Origin of the sequence: Nocardioides sp. SR21, assembly GCF_022761125.1 — a bacterium.
Taxonomy (GTDB): domain Bacteria; phylum Actinomycetota; class Actinomycetes; order Propionibacteriales; family Nocardioidaceae; genus Nocardioides.
Genome location: NZ_JAKWJR010000006.1, coordinates 26935 through 44154, shown reverse-complemented (window position 1 = coordinate 44154; position 17220 = coordinate 26935). Strand labels below are relative to the sequence as shown.

The window sequence follows — 17220 nt, the reverse complement described above, 5'->3', positions numbered from 1 at the left end:
CATGACCTTCACACGTCTGCACCACGTCCGGGCGCGCTCGCGTGCCGCACTCGGGGCGGCCGCGCTCGGGACCGCTCTGGTGACCGTGGCCTCGACGCTGTCGCTGCCCGCGGCCAACGCCGCGGTGACGGCCACCTGGGTGCGCCAGATCGGCCGGCCCGGCCATGCCGGGCTCTACGCGTGGGGTGCCGCGACAGCGAGCGACGGCACGATCCTGGTCGGGGACTACAACAACTACAACATCAAGCGGTTCTCGACCAACGGGACGTTGCTGCAGACCTTCGGCGGCAAGGGGAGCGGCCCGGGCCAGACCAACCAGCCGTACGGCATGGCCGTCGACCCGGTCACCGGGGCCATCTACGTCGTCGACACCGTCCCGCGGCAGATCGAGGTCTACAACCCCGACGGCACGCCGAAGGCGACGTGGGACATCAACCCGACCGGCGGCTACTACACGACGCGGCTCGCGGTGAACGACGACGGCTGGGTCTACACGGTCAACTCGCAGAGCATCAGCCAGACCAGCCCGCACACGATCAACGTCTACGACCGCAACGGCACCTGGCTGTTCAAGTTCGGCTCGACGGGTGCCGGGCCGGGCCAGACCTACGGCTACCGCGGCATCGCGATCGGCCCGAACGACGAGGTGTGGGTGCTCGACGCCGGCAACGGCCGGGTCCTCATCTACGACCGCGACGGCACCTACCTGCGCACGTGGGGAACCCGCGGCACCGGTCCCGGCCGGTTCGGCGCCGACCTGCGTGGCCTCGCCCTCGACCTCGACAACGGCTGGGTCTACGTGTCCGACGCCTCGGACGGCACCATCGAGAAGTTCAGCCTGACCGGCCAGCCGCTGGCGACGTTCACGGTGCCGGGACCGGACCCGGGAACCTTCGGCGGGCCACGCGAGATCACCCTCGGCCAGGATCACAACCTCTACGTCATGGACTACACCGGCGAGCGGGTCGTCGTGTTCAGCCCGAGCGGGCAGATCCTGCGGCAGATGCCGGAGATCCCCGACCCTGCGCCGGACGGGGGCTTCAACCAGCCGGAGGGGGTCGCAGTCGACCAGACCAGCGGCCAGGTCTACGTCTCCGACACCTTCAACCACCGTGTCCAGCGGTTCTCGTCGACGGGCACCTACCAGGCCAAGTGGGGCTACCGCGGTCGTGGCACGGGTGACGCGATGGACTACCCGCGCGGCATCGCCGTCGACCCGGCCGACCGGTCGGTCTGGCTCAACAACACCCGGTCGGCGAACATCAAGCACTACACGTCCTCGGGCGGCTTCCTCGGGCAGTTCGGCACCCAGGGCGCTGCGAGCAACCAGCTCTACTACTCGCGCGGGATCATGGTCGGGTCCGACGGCCGGGTCTACGTGCCCGACTCGGGCAACCGCCGGCTCCAGGCGCTCTCGAAGTCCGGGGCGCTCCTCTGGTCGGCACCCTGCGGCACGCCCGCCCTGACCGGCAACTACGTCCTCTTCGGCTGCACCTCGGTCGCCCGGGACTCGGCCGGGAACGTCTACGCCGCCGCTCCGACCGAGGACGTCGTCTACAAGTTCTCGTCGACCGGGACGCTGCTCGCGAAGTTCGGCAGCCACGGCACCGGCCCGGGCCAGTTCGACGGCGCGTACGGCGTGGCCGTCCGGGGCGACCGGCTCTACGTCTCCGAGATGGACAACAACCGGATCAGCGTGCTGACCACCAGCGGAGCCTTCGTCGGCTCCTTCGGTGGCGCCGGCACCGCCCACGGCAGGTTCCGACGACCCACCGCGCTCGCCCTCGATGCCCAGGGCCGGCTGTACGTGACAGACACGGGCAACGAGCGAGTGGAGGTCTTCAATGTCGTCTGAGCCCGGGTCTTCCGAGACGGGGACCGACGTCCTCCCCGAGGACCGATCCGCCGGAGGGCGCACCCGCGCCCGCGTCCAGCGCCATGTCCGGTGGGTACGCCGCGACGGGCTCGCCCGGATGATCGAGGAGGACGACCTCCACCCCTGGGAACGCCTGCAGGCGTCGGTCGAGGGGCGGCGGTGGCGCGCCCGGCACGGGGTGCCGGCCGGCTCCGCGCGAGCGGTCTTCGTCGTCGGGGTGCAGCGGTCGGGCACCAACATGGTGGTGCGGGGCTTCGAACGGCGCCCGGAGATCGAGGTGCACAACGAGAACGATCGCGCGGTCTTCGAGCGCTTCCAGCTGCGCGACGACGACGTGGTGCGCGACGTCGTCCGGCACAGCCGGCACGCGATCGTGATGTTCAAGCCGCTGTGCGACAGCCACCGCACCGCCGACCTGCTCGCGATGACCATCCCGAAGGGGTTCGTGTCCGCCGGGCTGCCGCGGGCGGTCTGGGTCTACCGCGGCGTCGACGGCCGCGCCCGATCAGCGGTGCGGAAGTTCGGTGACGTCAACCGCCGCGTCCTGGCCGAGATCGCGCGTGGCGACGGTCGCGACCGGTGGCAGGCGCAACGGATGTCCGACTCCTCGCTCGAGCTGGTCCGCCGGTGCGACCCGGAGCGGTTGAGTCCCGAGTCCGCTGCCGCGCTGTTCTGGGTCGTTCGCAACCGCCTCTACTTCGAGCAGGGCCTGCACCTGCGCCCGGACGTGCACCTGGCGTCCTACGACCGCTTCGTCGCCGAACCCGAGGACGAGTCGCTGGCCCTGGCCGCGTTCCTCGGCGTCGAGCCCGGTGCCGAGCTCTGGGCGCACGTCGACCGCCGCTCGGCGTACACCCCACCGCTCGACCTGGACCGGCGGGTCCGGGATGCGGCCGAGGAGCTCGAGGCCGAGCTGTGGCTGACCACCGAGCGGTGCAACCGCCGCGCCTTCGGGGTGTGATGGTGCCCGGGATCGACCAGGACCGAGACCGCCGGGTGGTCCGGCAGTCCGCGGTCAGCGGCGTGATGGCCATGGTGGCCGTCGGCAGCGGGCTGCTGCTCGACGTCGTGGCCGCCGCCATCTTCGGCGCGGGCCGGGAGACCGACGCGTTCGTCGTCGCTGCACGGATCCCGCTGGGCCTCGTCGCGATCCTCATGGTGCTCGGCAACCAGGTGCTGGTCGCGACCTTCGCCACCTGGTCGCTGACGGTCGACGAGCGTCGCGCGCGCCGACTGCTGACGACGGTGCTGGTCGGCGCCGTCGCGGCGGGCGCGGTCCTCGCCGGCCTGCTCTCGCTCGCCGCGCCGTACCTCGTCGTGGCGCTCGGTCCCGGCTTCGACGCCGGGCAGCACGAGCTCGCGGCGGAGCTGATGCAGGTGATGGTGTGGGTGATCCCGCTCGTGGCGGGCTGCGAGGTGCTGCGGGCCTGGCTCAACTCCCTCCACTACTTCGCGATCCCGGCGGCGATGACGGTGGTCCTGAACGTCGTCGCCGTGGGCGTCGTGCTCGCTGGGCCGCGCGAGATCCGGATGCTGCCGATCGCCTACGTCGCGGGCGCCGTGGTCCAGATCGTGCTGATGCTCGGGTACGCATCGGCCAGGGGCCTGCGGCTCGGCCGGCCGGTGCTGCGCGACGCCGAGGTCGGGGTGCTCGCGCGACTGCTCGTCCGACCGTCGGCAGCAGCCGCGATGAACCCCCTGACCCGCGCCGCCGAGACGTTCGCGGCCTCGTTCCTCCCGCCGGGCTCGGCCACGATCGTCCACTACGGCCAGCGGGCGGTCAGCGCCGTCGGCGGCACGGTGCTCTTCCGGTCGGTCATGATCGCGGTCCTGCCCCGGCTGACGCGCGCCTTCGTCGCCGCCGACCAGGCGGCGGTCGCCCGGCTCGAGCGGCTCGCGATGCGGCAGATGGTCGTGGTGTCGTTCCCCCTGACCACGCTGACGCTCGTGCTCGCCGTCCCGGCGGCGGAGCAGGTCTTCGGCATCGGCCGGTTCGGTGACGACGCCCGCACGCTGGGGCTGGTCCTGACCGTGCTGGCACTGTCGTTCCCGCTCTCGGCGGCGCAGCGCGCCCTGCTCGCGCCGTTCTACGCCGTTCGCAACACCCGGGTCCCGCTCTACAACACGCTGGTCGGCGCCGTCGCCAACCTGGCGCTGCTGCCGGTCTTCCTGTGGGTGCTCGACGGCCGGGACGACGCGGTCCTCGGCATCGCGGCGGCGTACGTCGGCGCGAACGCGGCGAACCTCCTGCATGCCTGGTGGGCGGCTCGCCGCAGCGACCTCGGCGTCCCCGCCGCCGGTCGCGCGGTCGTCGTGCGGTCGACCTGCTCCGCACTCCTGGCGGCGCTCGCAGCCGCGCTCGTGTGGTCGGAGCTGCCCGCTCCCGCCCCGGTCCGCCTGGTCGCCGCGGGAGCGGCCGGCCTGGCGACGGTGCTCGTCGTGGAGCTGCCCGGACGGGTCCCACGCCCAGCGGTGACCAGGTGGCGCAGCGGCGCTCCCGGCGTCGCTCTCCTGGCGCTGGTCGCGGGCGCGGCCGCGACGGCCAGCTCGCTCGCGTTCGTGCAGGAGCGCGGCATGCTCCTGACCATCCTGCCGATCGGGCTGCTCGCCGCGACCGCGCTGCTCAGCCTCGCGCTCGCCCGGTTCGAGGTCTTCGTGCTCGCCGTGCTCGTCACCCGCACGAGCCTCGACGCGTTGCAGTCCGGCTCCCCGTCCGCGGCCCTGGAGCCCGCGTCGCTCCTGGGGATGCTGTTCATGGGCACCGGACTGCTGTGGCTGGCCGCGCAGTGGCGCGAGGACGGTGTGGTGCGGTTGAGCCGGCTCGGCTGGGCCGTGACCGCGTTCGCCGGCGCCGCGCTCCTCGGCGTCCTCGTCGCGCCGTCGTACTGGCCGGCGCTGGTGGAGTGGGTGCGCCTGTCCAGTGTCTGCGTGATGGTCCTGGTCGCGGAGCGGCTCGCGCGGCATCCCGACTTCCGGGGCAGGGTCGTGGTGGCGCTCGGCGCTGCCGCCGTCGTGCCCCTGACCGTCGGCGCCTGGCAGCTCTGGTCCGGCTCGGGTCTCTTCGACGCCGGCGGCTTCGCGCGCGTGCAGGGAACCTTCACGCACTCCAACCCGATGGCCGCGTTCCTCGCGATCCTCGTCGTGATGGCGTTCGCCCACGTGGCCCACCTGCGCGACGTGCCACTGCGCTGGGTGGCCGGCGCGGTCGGCCTCGTCGCGACCGTCGGGCTCTACGTCACCTACACGCGCGCCGCCTGGCTCGCCGCGCTCCTCGGTGTCGCGATCGTGGCCGCCACGCGCGGACGGGCCTGGGTGATCGGCCTGGCCGCGGCCGTGCTGGTGAGCCTGCTGATGATCCCGGGCACGGCCGCGCGCTTCGCGGACCTCGGCGACGAGCAGTCCTCGCGCGGCGAGCCCAGCAACTCGCTCACCTGGCGGGTGGGGTACTGGGGCGAGTCGGTCGCCCTGTCGGAGGAGAGCCCGGTGACCGGCATCGGGCTCAAGCAGGTGGTGGCCCAGAGCACCGAGGGCAAGCAGCCGCACAACGACTTCCTGCGCGCGTACGTCGAGCTCGGGGTGCTCGGGATCGCCGCCTTCGCCTGGCTGATGTGGCAGTTCCTGGCGACCGGCCGGCGCGCGGTGCGCGCCACCCGGGACGGACCGCCGGCGGCGTACGCCTTCGCGGTCGGCTTCCTCGGCGTCGCCGCCGGCTACCTGCTGATGAGCCTGGTGGCGAACCTGATGTCCCAGGTCGTGGTGGGGATCTACTTCGCGGCGCTCGCCGGCGTCGCGTCCTACCTGGCCGAGCGCGGCCCGGAGCCGGTGCCCGAGCCCGAGCCCGCGGATCGTGCTCTCGAGGAGGTGAACGACTGATGCGTGTCCTGCACGTCAACAAGTTCCTGCACCGCAGGGGAGGTGCCGAGGGCTACCTGCTCGACCTCGCCGCCCTGCAGCGCGCGGAGGGTGACGAGACCGCGTTCTTCGGGATGGCCCATCCCGACAACGACCAGGAGAGCGCCGGCACCCCGCCGTCGTACGTCGCCTTCGACGTGGCGCCGAGCGGTCCGCGCGCGACGGCGCGGGTCGTCGGCCGGATGCTCTGGTCGCGGGAGGCCGGGCGTGGCATGGAGGAGGCGCTCGACGCGTTCCGCCCCGACGTCGTGCACGCCCACAACATCTACCACCAGCTGTCGCCGTCCGTCGTCCGGGCCGCCGCACGTCGCGGCGTACCGGTGGTCCTGACCATGCACGACTACAAGCTCGCCTGCCCGACCTACCAGCTGATGGACCACGGCCGGCCGTGCACGGCGTGCATCACCGGTGGTCCGTGGCAGGCGGTCAAGCGCCGGTGCAAGGACGGCTCGCTCGGCGCCAGCACGGCGGCGGCCCTGGAGGTGAGCCTGCACCGCCGTCTCGGGGCGTACGACGGCCTCGGCCGCCTCATCGCGCCGAGCCGGTTCCTCGCCGACACGATGGCGGCCGCCGGCGTCTACCCCGACCGGATCCGGGTGATCCCGAACTTCACCGAGCTCGACGTACCGCGGCCGACCGTCCGGGCGTCGGGACGAGCGGTGTATGCGGGCCGGCTCTCGTCGGAGAAGGGTGTGGACACGCTGATCCAGGCGATCGGCCTGGCGTCGGCCGGTCTCGCCGACCTGCCGGGCGTGCTGCTCGACGTGGCCGGCGACGGGCCGGAGCGGGGAGCCCTCGAGTCCCTCGCCGCCGACGTCGCCCCGGGGCGGGTGCGCTTCCACGGCCGGCTGCCCCGGGAGGCACTGGTGGAGCTCGTCGGCAGCGCGACGCTCAGCGCCGTTCCCTCGCGGTGGCACGAGAACCAGCCCCTTGCCGTCCTGGAGTCCTACGCCCTCGGTGTCCCGGTGCTCGCGACCGACCTCGGCGGCCTGCCCGAGATGGTCGACGAGACCACGGGGTGGGTCGTGCCGGCAGACGACCCGGTCGCCATGGCGCAGGCGCTCCACGCTGCGCTGCGCGACCCGGTCGAGGCGGTGCTCCGCGGCAAGCGCGCCCGCCGGATCGCCGAGGAGCGTCACGACCCCGGGCGTCACCTCGACGCCATCAGGGCCGTCTACGAGGAAGCGGGAGCCCGGACATGAACGCACTACGGATCGCGATGATCGGCCTGCGCGGCATCCCTGCGCAGTACGGCGGCGTCGAGCGGCATGTCGAGGAGCTGTCGGTGCGGCTCGTCGATCGTGGCCACGACGTGACCGTCTTCTGCCGCCACGGCTACGCGCCGGAGTGCGGGCCGACGTACCGCGGGGTGCGGCTGCGAGAGCTGCCGACCGTGCACCTGAAGGGCGCGGAGGCCTTGGTGCACAGCGGTCTCGGCGCGCTGACGGCCGGCGGTCACCGCTTCGACGTCGCGCACTTCCACGCCATGGGGCCCGGGCTGTTCACCCCGTGGAGCCGGGCGTTCGGCGGGAGCGCGATCGTCCAGACGATCCACGGCCTCGACGAGCAGCGAGGCAAGTGGGGCGGGGGAGCGCAGCGCCTGCTGCGTGTCGGCGCGCTGCTGTCGGCGCACGTCCCCGACGAGGTCGTCGTGGTCTCTCGCGAGCTGGGCGAGCACTACCGGGAGCGGTACGGCCGCTACACCAGCTACGTGACGAACGGCGTCCCCGCCGTGACCGAGCCCGACCTCGGCCTGCTGGCCGACCTGGGCCTGACGCCCGGGGGCTACGCCGTCTTCGTCGGGCGGATGGTCCCCGAGAAGGCGCCCGACCTCCTGCTGCAGGCCTACCGCGACGTACCGGGTGACCTGCCGCTCGTGCTCGTCGGCGACAGCAGCGACACCGACGGCTACGTCGCGCAGCTGCGAGAGCTGGCCGCGCTCGACCCGCGGGTCCGGCTGGTCGGGTTCCGGTACGGCGCCGAGCTCGCGGCGCTCTACGGCGGTGCCCGGCTGTTCGTCCAACCGTCGCTCCTCGAGGGGCTGCCGATCACGCTGCTCGAGGCGGCGGCGTACGGCGTCCCCGTGCTGGCGAGCGACATCCCGCCGCACCGTGAGGTCGTCGGCGGGCTCGATGCGGCCCGGATGCTCTTCCGAGCCGGTGACCGCGACGGGCTGACCGCGGCGCTCACGGCCTGCCTCGGCGCCGACCCGGACGTGGCCCGGGCGGCCGCGCGCCGGTTCCGCGACGAGGTCACCGCTCGCTACAGCTGGGACGTCGCGACGGACCTGCTCGAGGACGCGTACCGGAACGCGGTGCGGCGCCGGAGGGCGGCGTCAGTACCGGCCCAGACGGATCTGCCGCGCGAGCTCGCCACGCGGTGATCCCGTCACCAGCACGGGCTGTCGTCCCACCACCGGACTCCCGGTGACGACGCTGCCGGTCGCGTCGACGACCCGCTCGACGTCCGTGGGGTCCAGGCGGACGGGGCCGCCGCGCGCCCACACGAGCGCGGCCTGCTGACGGCCCACCGACCACGTGACGCCGCGGAGGCGTCCGCGGGCGTCGTGGATCGCTGCTCCGCGCAGGCCGGCGAGTGACGCCGCCAGCTCCTGCCAGCCACCCCCGGCCGGCAGCACCGTGCCGTCGGGCGTGGTCAGGCCGCGGAACACCTCGACCTTGCCGGGAGCGGGGGTGAAGGCCACTGGCAGGTAGACGACCCTGCGGATGTCGGCCCGCAGGAGCAGGGCGACCAGTCGGTAGACCTCGTCGGCCTGCAGGCGCTCGTCGTACCCGGCTCCGGGCCAGGCGACCCCGATCTCCCACGCCTCGACCGGGACCCGGTCACGCAGCCGCCGGTCGAGGTAGCGGAGGACGGACGGCAGCCGGGAGGTCGGCTCGTAGTAGTGGAGCTGGTAGGCGTCGACAGCCCCGCTGTTCGCGAGCCGGACGCCGGCGTCGACGGCGCGGACCGCCCGACGTGCCTGCGGCGACGCGAGCACCTGGCGCAGCTCCGCGACGCCCTTCACCGCGGGCCATCGGGAGGCATCCCCGTCGATCCGGCGGGCGTAGTAGTGACGGTAGGTGCGCAGGGCGAGCCGTGGCTGCCGGCGCAGCTGCGACGCAGCCATCGCGACGCCGTACGACGTGCTCGATGCGCCGCCGTCGAGCACGTGTGCCGAGGGGCTCGCCTGCCTGATCTCGCGCGCGACCACGACCACGAGCTTCCGGTACTCGGACACCGTGCCGGCCCAGTGGTTGATCGTGTCCGGCTCGTTCTCGACCGCGTAGTCGACGATCCCACGTGCGGAGTACCGGCGCACCGCGGCCCGGACGAAGTCGAGGTAGGCGGGGAGGTCGGTGGCGGGGGTCGACGGTGCCTTGGAGAGGTTCTCGGTCGTGTCCCGGCGCTCGTCGATGGGCGGCTCGGTCGCCCAGCACTGCCCGGTGCGCAGCTTGAGCATCGGCTCCTGCCCGAGCCCACGCGCCTCGCGCACGAACTGGTCGACCATGGCCCAGTCGTAGTCACCGGGCGTGGGCTCGACGTCGCACCACTCGACCTCGTAGAACGTCCACCCGCTGCGGGATCGCTGGACGAAGTCCAGGGTGGCGGTCAGCGCCCGGTTCCACTTCAGCCCGAGGGGCCCGCTGCCCGGGGCCGCACCACGTCCGGGCGTCACCGGAGGGGCCGTCGTCGCCGGCCCGCCCGAGGCGTCGGGTACGTCGCGCACCGCGCGGTAGAGGTCAGCAGGGGGCGGTGCCGTGCAGGCGATCAGGACCACGGCGAAAACGGTGGCGGAGGCGACGGCCAGCGCACCACCGCGCCCGAGTCGCATCGGTCACACCCGGGCGCGGTAGCCGAAGCGTGGCAGGGTCGGCCAGGTCAGCACGGAGACGAGCCGGCGGTCGGCCGCGCCGAGCCGGTCGCGCCACTCGTCGTCGGGCACGAGCGCGACCGAGCCGTGGTGGTGCCGTGCCGGGTTGCCCGCGACCGTGTGGTTGCTCGACAGACGGACGACGTCGGGTGCCTCGAAGAGCTCGTCGAGGACCGGGTCCAGCTGGGACGGCGCCAGCAGGGCGAAACCGCGCAGCAGTCGGCGCAGCTCGCCGCGGGGGTCTGCGACGAACGACTCGTAGTTGAGCAGCCGGTACTCGAGTCCGCGGCTGCGGCACATCCGTTCGAGGGCGGTGTTCCAGATGCGCCACAGGACCGCGCTCTTGGCGGCGCCGCGGCGCTCCATCAGCGCGGTCTCGCCCAGGTCCGGCTGGGCGCGACGACGCCGCCACGAGTGGGCCGCGGCGCGCGGGTCGCGGACCAGGTGCAGGACCTGCACGGTGATGCTCGGGACGTCGGCGAGCTGCACGGCGTACGTCGGGAGCTTGGAGGAGTCGACGACGACCTCGGCGCCCGCGACCTCGGCGATCGCCTCGTACAGCCGTCCGAGCGTGGTGGCCAGCTCCGGGTCGATCGCGCGCTGGCGGCGGCCGACCTGGCTCGGCAGCGAGCGCATCCGGGTCCGCTCTGCCAGGCTCCGACACATCCGCCTGGCGGTCGTCGAGCGGTCCTCGGCGCGACGCTCGTCGTCCGGACCGAAGGCACGGTCGAGGACCTTGGACCAGAAGGGGCAGTCGGCGAAGTGGTCCCCGCACCCGCAGAGCCGGTTCTGGAGGATCCCGCGCTCCCAGAGGAAGCGCACCTCGCCCACCGACACCAACCCGGGCACCTCGCCCAGGACGTTGGCGAGCACCGTGCTGCCGCTCCGTCCGGTGCCGCCTACGTAGACGACGCGAGTCCGCGTCGCGGTCACGTGAGCGCCGCCTCTCGCTTGCGGGAGCCGGGCTCGTCGGTCCGGTCGTCACGAGACGGGTCGTCCCGGTGGCGTTCGTGCGGGCCTACGGAACGGTCCGGCTTGCGGAGGAGACCGATGAGGAGCACCAGGCCGAGGGCGAGCGCCAGCCCGAGCACGAGCGCGGTGACCGCGCCACGGACGACCGTGGTGCGGGTCGACTGGGTGGTCGGGTCCGCGATCGTGATCGACTGCTGGGCGCCGGCGGCGGCCAGACGCGCATGGCCGTCCTCGACGGCCTGCTGCGCGGCTCCGAGCTCGGTCCGTGTGCGCGTGACGCTCTCCGCGAGGCTCTCGTAGCTGTTGACCGACGTACCGATCCGCGCCAGGTCCGCGATCGCCTGCTTCAGCGCGGCTCGGACGGCCTCGCCGTCGACGCTCGAGTCGGCGGTGGCGAGCGCGACCCGGAGCTGCGTGACCTCGGCAGCCTTGGCGCGGTAGGCCTCCATCGGCAGGAGCAGGCCGGTCTCAGCGGTCTCCTTCTCGCGTTCGGCGAGCGCATTCTCGTAGCGCTGCTCGGCCGTCGTGACGCGGGCCTCGGCGGTGGCGATCGTCGAGGCGAACAGCGCGTTGTTCGCGGCCTCCACCAGCGCTGTCATCGCCGCGTTGCCGTCCTCGCCGGGCTGCGTCGTGACCCGGACCTCGACGAGGTTGGAGGTGCCGATCCGCTCGGCACGTACGTCGGACGCACTCAGCCCGACCCCCGACTCGTCGGCCGCCTGCTGCACGACGCCATCACTGACGACCGTCGACTTGAAGCCGTCGACGGCTTGGGTGACGGTCGCGGCGGTGCTGGTCCCGTCCGGTGCGATCACGCTGACGGTCGCCAGCGACCGCACGGACGGTTCGGAACGCATCGTGACCGCAGTCGATGCGGCCACCGCGAGGATGGGGACGAGGACGAGCAGCCACACGGCCTTGCCCGATCGCCTCATGAGCCGAGTCAGTTGCATGAAATCACGCTAGGCACGGCCATCGGTGTCTCGGACGCATGATCGGGGTGCCTCCCCAACATTGGGGATCATCGACAGGTCCGCCCCGGAGCGGCGCCGATGCGCGCCGAACCTGAAGCCGTGAACCAGCACGTCGCCGCGCCGCTCTTCGTCCTCGGCGCGCCCCGGTCCGGGACGTCGTTGCTCTACCGGACGCTCGCCCTGCACCCCGATGCGGCGTGGATCAGCAACTACGGCCGGCGGCTGACGATGCTGCCGGAGGTTGCGGTGCTCAACCGCATCGCGCGGCTGGCGCCTCATCAGCGCCAGCAGGTGTGGTTCGGCGAGGAGGGCGACAACGCCTACCGGTACGGCGCCGCGCGCGGTGCGGTGGAGCGGCTGTTCCCCCAACCCGTGGAGGGCGAGCCGCTCTTCGAGCGGCGCGGCGTCCTCCAGGGTCTCGACCGCACCGGCTGCGGTCGTCGCCAGCTGCGGCTGCGCAACGACGTACGCCGGCTGGTGCGTGCCTCGGGCTCCCAGGTCCTCGTCTCCAAGCGGATCGGCCACAACCGGCGGGTGGGACTGCTCCACGAGATCTTCCCCGAGGCCAGGTTCGTCGTGATGTCGCGAGACGGACGCGCGGTCGCTCGTTCGCTGCTCGCGGTCGACTGGTGGCCGGACTCGCTCGTCTGGTGGTTCGGGGGGACACCCCGGGACTGGAGCCGAGCCGGTGGAGATCCGCGCGACCTGGCCGCGCACCACTGGGTCCGCGAGGTCGACGCCATCGAGACCGGTCTGGCGCTGGTTCCTGAGCACCAGGTGCAGCGCATCACCTACGAGGACCTCGTCGCCGCCCCGCACGACGTGATCACCGACGTCGCCAGGTTCGCCGGGCTCGACGACGATCACGGTTGGACTGCCGCGCTTGGCCGCGTCCGGTTCCCCAACCGCAACGGGACGGGCGAGCCGGACGAACGGGTCACGGCGATCCAGGGCGAGACGCTGCGGGCGCTCGGGTACGCGGCATGACCGGTCCGGTCTTCGTGCTCGGCACCGGTCGGTGCGGCTCGACCCTGGTGCACGAGGTGCTGGCTCGCCACAGCGACACCGGGTTCATGACCAACCTCGACGACCTGAACGTGCTGCCGAGCACGGCCTGGCAGAACGAGCTGTGGCGGCGGCTGCCCGCTCGGGTGACCCGCAAGGGCGGCACCCGGTTCGCGCCGACCGAGGGCTACCGCGCGCTCGCGCGCGAGGTCGGTCCCGTGGTCGTGGAGCCGGTCCGCGACCTGGTGGCCGCGGACGCCACGCCGTGGCTGCGCGATCGGCTCGCCACCTTCATGGACAGCCGCGCGGCACGGATCGGCGCCCCGGTCTTCCTCCACAAGCTCACCGGCTGGCCTCGCGCCGGCCTGCTCGACGCCTGCTTCGACGACGCGGTCTTCGTCGAGGTCGTGCGCGACGGCCGAGCGGTCACCAGCTCCTGGCTGCAGATGGACTGGTGGCGCGGTCACCGAGGTCCCGCCGAGTGGCACTTCGGGCCGCTGGATCCCGAGGACGAGCAGGAGTGGCTCGAGAGCGGACGGTCCTTCCCGGCATTGGCCGCGCTGGGCTGGAGGATGCTGATGCAGGCGTACGACGAGGCCAGGGCCCTCGTGCCCGAGGATCGCTGGCTGCGGATCCGCTACGAGGACATCGTGGCTGATCCACGCGCCGGGTTCGCGCAGGTCCTCGACGCTGTGGGTCTGCCGTGGACCCGCGGGTTCGAGTCGCAGCTGGCGCGCTACGAGTTCGCGACCGGTCGGACGGACGCCTTCCGCCGCGACCTCGGTCAAGACGCTCTCGAGACTGTTGAGGCGGTGCTGGGCAAGCAGCTCGTCGAACTCGGGTACTGAGGAGAATCCCCTTGTTATCAAGGGGTTTCTGCCTGCCCTGAGGCACTCGGAACAGCCCTCGGAATTGCCCGGATTCGGGTATGACCCGCGCGGCCCAGGCTGCGAGATTGAGCCGCATGTGGCCCGCATTCCGTGGGTCGCGATGAACCTGGGTGTGGGGAGACGTAGAGATGTCGGCACTTCGAGGACTTCCGCGCAGGATGCGCACCACGGCGCTGGTCGTGGTCATGGGGCTGGTCGCAGTCCTGCTGGCCCAGATCGTCGCCCCGCCGGCCTCAACGGCCCTCACCGCGAACCAACAGCCGCGCTTCGAGCGCAGCATCGGCGGTCAGGGTCGGCCCGGCGTCTTCGCGTGGGGAGTGCAGTACAACCCCGTCACCCAGGAGGTGCTGGTCGGCGACTACCTGAACTTCAAGATCAGGCGCTACGACAAGCAGGGCAACGCGCTCGGTGACTTCTACCGACCCGACCACCTCGGGCAGCCGTACAGCATCGCCGTCGATCCCACGGACGGGGCGATCTACGTCGCGGAGCTCAAGGACAACCCGCTCACCGCGGCGATCGTGAAGTACGACAAGTTCGGCAACTTCATGTACGTCGCGAACGCGAGTCTCTCGTCGTCCACCGGGAACCGGTTCCGCGCCTTCTACCCCGTGTGGATGACCGTCGAGGAGGACACCGGCGACATCTGGGTCCTCGACAGCCACTACCAGAACCTCGGCGCCACAGGCGGCGGACTCAGCGAGGAGAACCCTCCGCGGATGCTGCGCCTGCACTTCAACGACGCCACCCAGACCGTCGACGAGCTGGGCGCGTGGCCGGTCACACCGCCCGGCACGTCGACGACCAACCAGGCCCGCATCTACGGCATCGACATCACCACCGATGACAAGATCTACATGACCGACGCCTGGAACCGGCGGGCCTACATCTACAACCGCGACGGCACCTACCAGTCGACGTTCGGCACCACCCAGACCGGCGGCGACAACCGCAGCGTCGTGGTCAACGAGGCCACCGACCGGGTGTACGTCGTCGACGCCGAGCACTCCGACATCGACATGTTCCGCCAGGACGGCACCTACGTCGGATCGTTCGGCAGCGAGGGCAACAACCCCGGCCAGTTCGCGGGCGGCGGCCGCCAGATCGACATCGACGACGACGGCAACCTGTGGGTCGGTGACTTCGGTGGCTTCGAGGCCGAGAAGTACAGCCCGACCGGAACTCCGCTCCTGCGCGCTCCTTCTCCTGCGCGCAGGCCTCCCGTCGGCATGCTCGCCCAGCCGCGTGACGTCGCGATCGACGACGCGACCGGAGACGTCTGGGTGGCCGACGCGTGGGCACAGCGCTTCCAGCGGTTCTCCTCGACCGGCGCCTCCCTCGGGGCGTGGGGCGAGCGCGGACCGGGTGGCCCGTTCGACATGAACTACCCGCGCCACATCGCGATCCAGCCGGCCACCGGCTCGACCCCGAAGCGGATCTGGGTCGGCAACGAGCGCGGACACCACCTGCAGGTCTACAACGCACCGACGACGCCCACCGGCACGCCGACGTACGTCCGCCAGGTCGGCGAGATCGGCAGTGACGACACCGACAACGGGCACTTCCGCTGGCCCGGTGACATCGAGTTCGCGACCTACGGCACCACGCCGGTCGCGATCATCACCGACCGGATGGCCTCGAGCGTCAAGGTGATCAACGCCGTGACGTTCCAGGAGCTCGACATGACGCCGGGGGACAACGACCCCGACGCCAACTTCATCCCCATCTCCGCCGGCGGCACGGCGTTCGATCCCGCGAGCGGCCTGCTCTACATCGCGGGTGGCACCTCGATCAGCGTCTACGACCAGGCCGGCACCCGGGTGGGCAGGTACTCCGCGTCCGGCACGGCGCCGGGTCAGTTCCGCGACCTGGCCGACCTCACGATCTGCAACAACCAGCTGTACGCGGTCGACGAGGCGGCGGCGAAGATCAACGTCTTCAACCTCGACGGCGCCGCGCTGGCCTCGACCAGCTACGTGACCCGGTGGGGCGCGACGTACGGCCAGAACCCGTACGAGCTCAAGGGTCCGGCCGGCATCGACTGCGACGCGAACGGTCGCGTCTACATCGCCGACTCCGGTAACGACCGGATCCAGGTGTTCAACGCCGCCGTCGGCAAGGTCAACGACGCGCAGGCGCCGTCGCTCCCGGTCGTCAGCAGCCCGGCGCAGAGTGCCGTCCTGCCGCTCAACTCGGTGACCCTCACCGGCACGGCCCAGGACAACGCCGGTGTCGGCAACGTCGAGCTGACGTTCCAGGACTACACGACCGGTCTCTACTGGAACTCGCAGAACTCGGCGTGGGAGACCGGGAAGACCAGCTCGCTGGCCTCGTACACCTCGAACACGTCGCCGGTGACGAACGCCAGCTGGCGCTTCGTGTTCCCGGCGGTCTCGCGGCAGGGTCGCTACGTCGTCGAGATCAAGACCCGCGATGCGGCCGGCAACGTCAGCGGCTCCGTCATGCGGACGTTCGCCATGACCGGAGCGACGGCGCCGCCCGTGCCGCAGCCGCCGGCTAACGACGTCACGCGACCGAACGGCCTGGTGACCTATCCGGCTCCGCCTCCGGCGCCGGCAGCGAACCTCCCGCTCGGTGCGATGACGTTCACGGGCACCGCGACGGACAACGTCGGGGTGAACAGCGTCCGGATCGCGCTCAAGCGCAACAGTGACGGTCGCTGGTGGACGGGCACGGGCTCGAGCGGGTTCGGCACGACCTACACGACCTTCGAGGCGACCCTTGCGGCGCCGGGCGCTACGTCGACCGACTGGACCTGGCCGTGGACACCGCGTGCGGCCGGCGCGTACACGATCCAGGTCACCGCGCGGGACGCCGCCGGGAACGCCGACAACTCGATCCCGAACGTCGTCTTCAACGTCACGACCGAGACGCCCGACACGTCACCGCCCGACACCGCGATCACCGCGCCGGACGACGGAGGCTCGGTGCCCACGGGCGCGGTGGCCATCAGCGGCACGGCGACCGACGACCGGACCGTCTCCGGGGTGCGACTCAGGATCACGAACGCCGGCGGGCAGTACTGGACCGGCACGGCCTGGTCGAGCACGGAGACGACGGTCAACGCCACCGTCGGTGGGACCGCACCCAGCTTCACATGGTCCTACACGCTGCCGGGTGCCGCCGCGAGCCAAGGCACGTACGGCGTCAGCGCGCAGGCGGTGGACGGCCAGAACAACGTCGACGCCAGCCCGGCGACGCGGACGTTCTCCATGGCCGGTGCACCGGACACGACAGCGCCGTCGCCATCGGTGACGTCGCCGAGCGCGCTCAACGCGACCGTCCCCGGTCCGTCGGTGACGATCAGCGGCAACGTGACCGACAACGTCGGCACGAACGCCGTACGGATCACGATCCAGGACACGGTCTCGAAGCTGTGGTGGACGGGTTCCGGCTGGGGAGCGTTCACCAACATCCCGACGACGCTCGGATCTCAGGGATCGCCGAGCTCGACGTGGAGCTACACCTTCAACCCGGGAACCACTGGCATCAAGTACGGATACCAGGTGACCGCGGTCGACGGTGCCGGCAACGTCTCGCCGAAGACGGCCTGGCGGACCGTCACGTTCAACTAGCCGCCGCTGACGACTGGCCCGGCCGGGTGACCGGCCGGGCTGGTCGGCCACCCCGCCGGCCGTCGCCAGCGGCCAGGAGGTTGCCCCATTTGAGGCATGCCGCGACCAGCGCCCTTTCCTA

General features: G+C 72.0%; 11 protein-coding genes. 8 read left to right on the top strand and 3 right to left on the bottom strand.

The annotated features are described in order from the left end of the window. The first annotated feature begins 1 nt into the window (after position 1). The 5 genes from MJ604_RS12395 to MJ604_RS12375 are packed head-to-tail and all read left to right on the top strand — an operon-like array spanning position 2 to position 8171. Positions 2–1855: a 6-bladed beta-propeller gene (locus MJ604_RS12395; protein WP_243058755.1), complete on the top strand. Its 1854-nt coding sequence runs from the start codon at positions 2–4 to the stop codon at positions 1853–1855. Beyond that, complete coding sequence (locus tag MJ604_RS12390) at positions 1845–2837, top strand: hypothetical protein (protein ID WP_243058753.1); 993 nt, start codon at positions 1845–1847, stop codon at positions 2835–2837. The genes MJ604_RS12395 and MJ604_RS12390 overlap by 11 nt, the downstream gene beginning before the upstream one ends. A gap of 2 nt (positions 2838–2839) precedes the next feature. Further along, the gene (locus tag MJ604_RS12385; protein ID WP_243058751.1) at positions 2840–5749 is read left to right on the top strand and encodes an O-antigen ligase family protein; all 2910 of its coding nucleotides are present in this window, start codon (positions 2840–2842) and stop codon (positions 5747–5749) included. Further along, entirely contained in the window at positions 5749–6990 is a 1242-nt protein-coding gene (locus tag MJ604_RS12380) for a glycosyltransferase family 4 protein (protein WP_243058749.1), read from the top strand. Before MJ604_RS12385 ends, MJ604_RS12380 begins: the two co-directional genes overlap by 1 nt. Then, the gene (locus tag MJ604_RS12375) at positions 6987–8171 is read left to right on the top strand and encodes a glycosyltransferase family 4 protein (protein ID WP_243058747.1); all 1185 of its coding nucleotides are present in this window, start codon (positions 6987–6989) and stop codon (positions 8169–8171) included. The genes MJ604_RS12380 and MJ604_RS12375 overlap by 4 nt, the downstream gene beginning before the upstream one ends. Here the strand turns inward: MJ604_RS12375 and MJ604_RS12370 are convergent. From MJ604_RS12370 to MJ604_RS12360, 3 genes are read right to left on the bottom strand one after another with little or no spacing between them, the layout of a single operon-like run. After that, the gene (locus MJ604_RS12370; RefSeq protein ID WP_243058740.1) at positions 8124–9623 is read right to left on the bottom strand and encodes a hypothetical protein; all 1500 of its coding nucleotides are present in this window, start codon (positions 9621–9623) and stop codon (positions 8124–8126) included. The two genes, MJ604_RS12375 and MJ604_RS12370, sit on opposite strands and share 48 nt — an antisense overlap. Positions 9624–9626: 3 nt before the next feature. Further along, positions 9627–10595: a sulfotransferase gene (locus MJ604_RS12365; protein ID WP_243058738.1), complete on the bottom strand. Its 969-nt coding sequence runs from the start codon at positions 10593–10595 to the stop codon at positions 9627–9629. Continuing rightward, positions 10592–11587 (bottom strand): hypothetical protein, encoded by a 996-nt coding sequence (locus MJ604_RS12360; protein ID WP_243058737.1) that lies wholly within the window; start codon positions 11585–11587, stop codon positions 10592–10594. Before MJ604_RS12360 ends, MJ604_RS12365 begins: the two co-directional genes overlap by 4 nt. Positions 11588–11707: 120 nt before the next feature. Here MJ604_RS12360 and MJ604_RS12355 point away from each other — a divergent pair, with 120 nt between their 5' ends. The 3 genes from MJ604_RS12355 to MJ604_RS12345 all read left to right on the top strand — a co-directional run bounded on the left by MJ604_RS12355 (position 11708) and on the right by MJ604_RS12345 (position 17099). Further along, positions 11708–12595: a sulfotransferase gene (locus MJ604_RS12355; RefSeq protein ID WP_243058735.1), complete on the top strand. Its 888-nt coding sequence runs from the start codon at positions 11708–11710 to the stop codon at positions 12593–12595. Then, positions 12592–13461 carry a sulfotransferase gene (locus MJ604_RS12350; protein ID WP_243058733.1) on the top strand — a complete coding sequence of 290 codons (870 nt, stop codon included), beginning with the start codon at positions 12592–12594 and terminating at the stop codon, positions 13459–13461. The genes MJ604_RS12355 and MJ604_RS12350 overlap by 4 nt, the downstream gene beginning before the upstream one ends. Positions 13462–13661: 200 nt before the next feature. Beyond that, a complete protein-coding gene (locus MJ604_RS12345) occupies positions 13662–17099 on the top strand; it encodes an NHL repeat-containing protein (RefSeq protein WP_243058732.1) in 3438 nt (1145 codons plus the stop codon). Positions 17100–17220: the final 121 nt, after the last annotated feature.

What these genes read in the sequence shown, in the direction of transcription:
- MJ604_RS12360 (WP_243058737.1), bottom strand. Translation starts at nt 11,587, where the DNA reads ATGCAACTGACTCGGCTCATGAGGCGATCGGGCAAGGCCGTGTGGCTG.
- MJ604_RS12345 (WP_243058732.1), top strand. Translation starts at nt 13,662, where the DNA reads ATGCGCACCACGGCGCTGGTCGTGGTCATGGGGCTGGTCGCAGTCCTG.
- MJ604_RS12370 (WP_243058740.1), bottom strand. Translation starts at nt 9,623, where the DNA reads ATGCGACTCGGGCGCGGTGGTGCGCTGGCCGTCGCCTCCGCCACCGTT.
- MJ604_RS12350 (WP_243058733.1), top strand. Translation starts at nt 12,592, where the DNA reads ATGACCGGTCCGGTCTTCGTGCTCGGCACCGGTCGGTGCGGCTCGACC.
- MJ604_RS12375 (WP_243058747.1), top strand. Translation starts at nt 6,987, where the DNA reads ATGAACGCACTACGGATCGCGATGATCGGCCTGCGCGGCATCCCTGCG.
- MJ604_RS12380 (WP_243058749.1), top strand. Translation starts at nt 5,749, where the DNA reads ATGCGTGTCCTGCACGTCAACAAGTTCCTGCACCGCAGGGGAGGTGCC.
- MJ604_RS12395 (WP_243058755.1), top strand. Translation starts at nt 2, where the DNA reads ATGACCTTCACACGTCTGCACCACGTCCGGGCGCGCTCGCGTGCCGCA.
- MJ604_RS12390 (WP_243058753.1), top strand. Translation starts at nt 1,845, where the DNA reads ATGTCGTCTGAGCCCGGGTCTTCCGAGACGGGGACCGACGTCCTCCCC.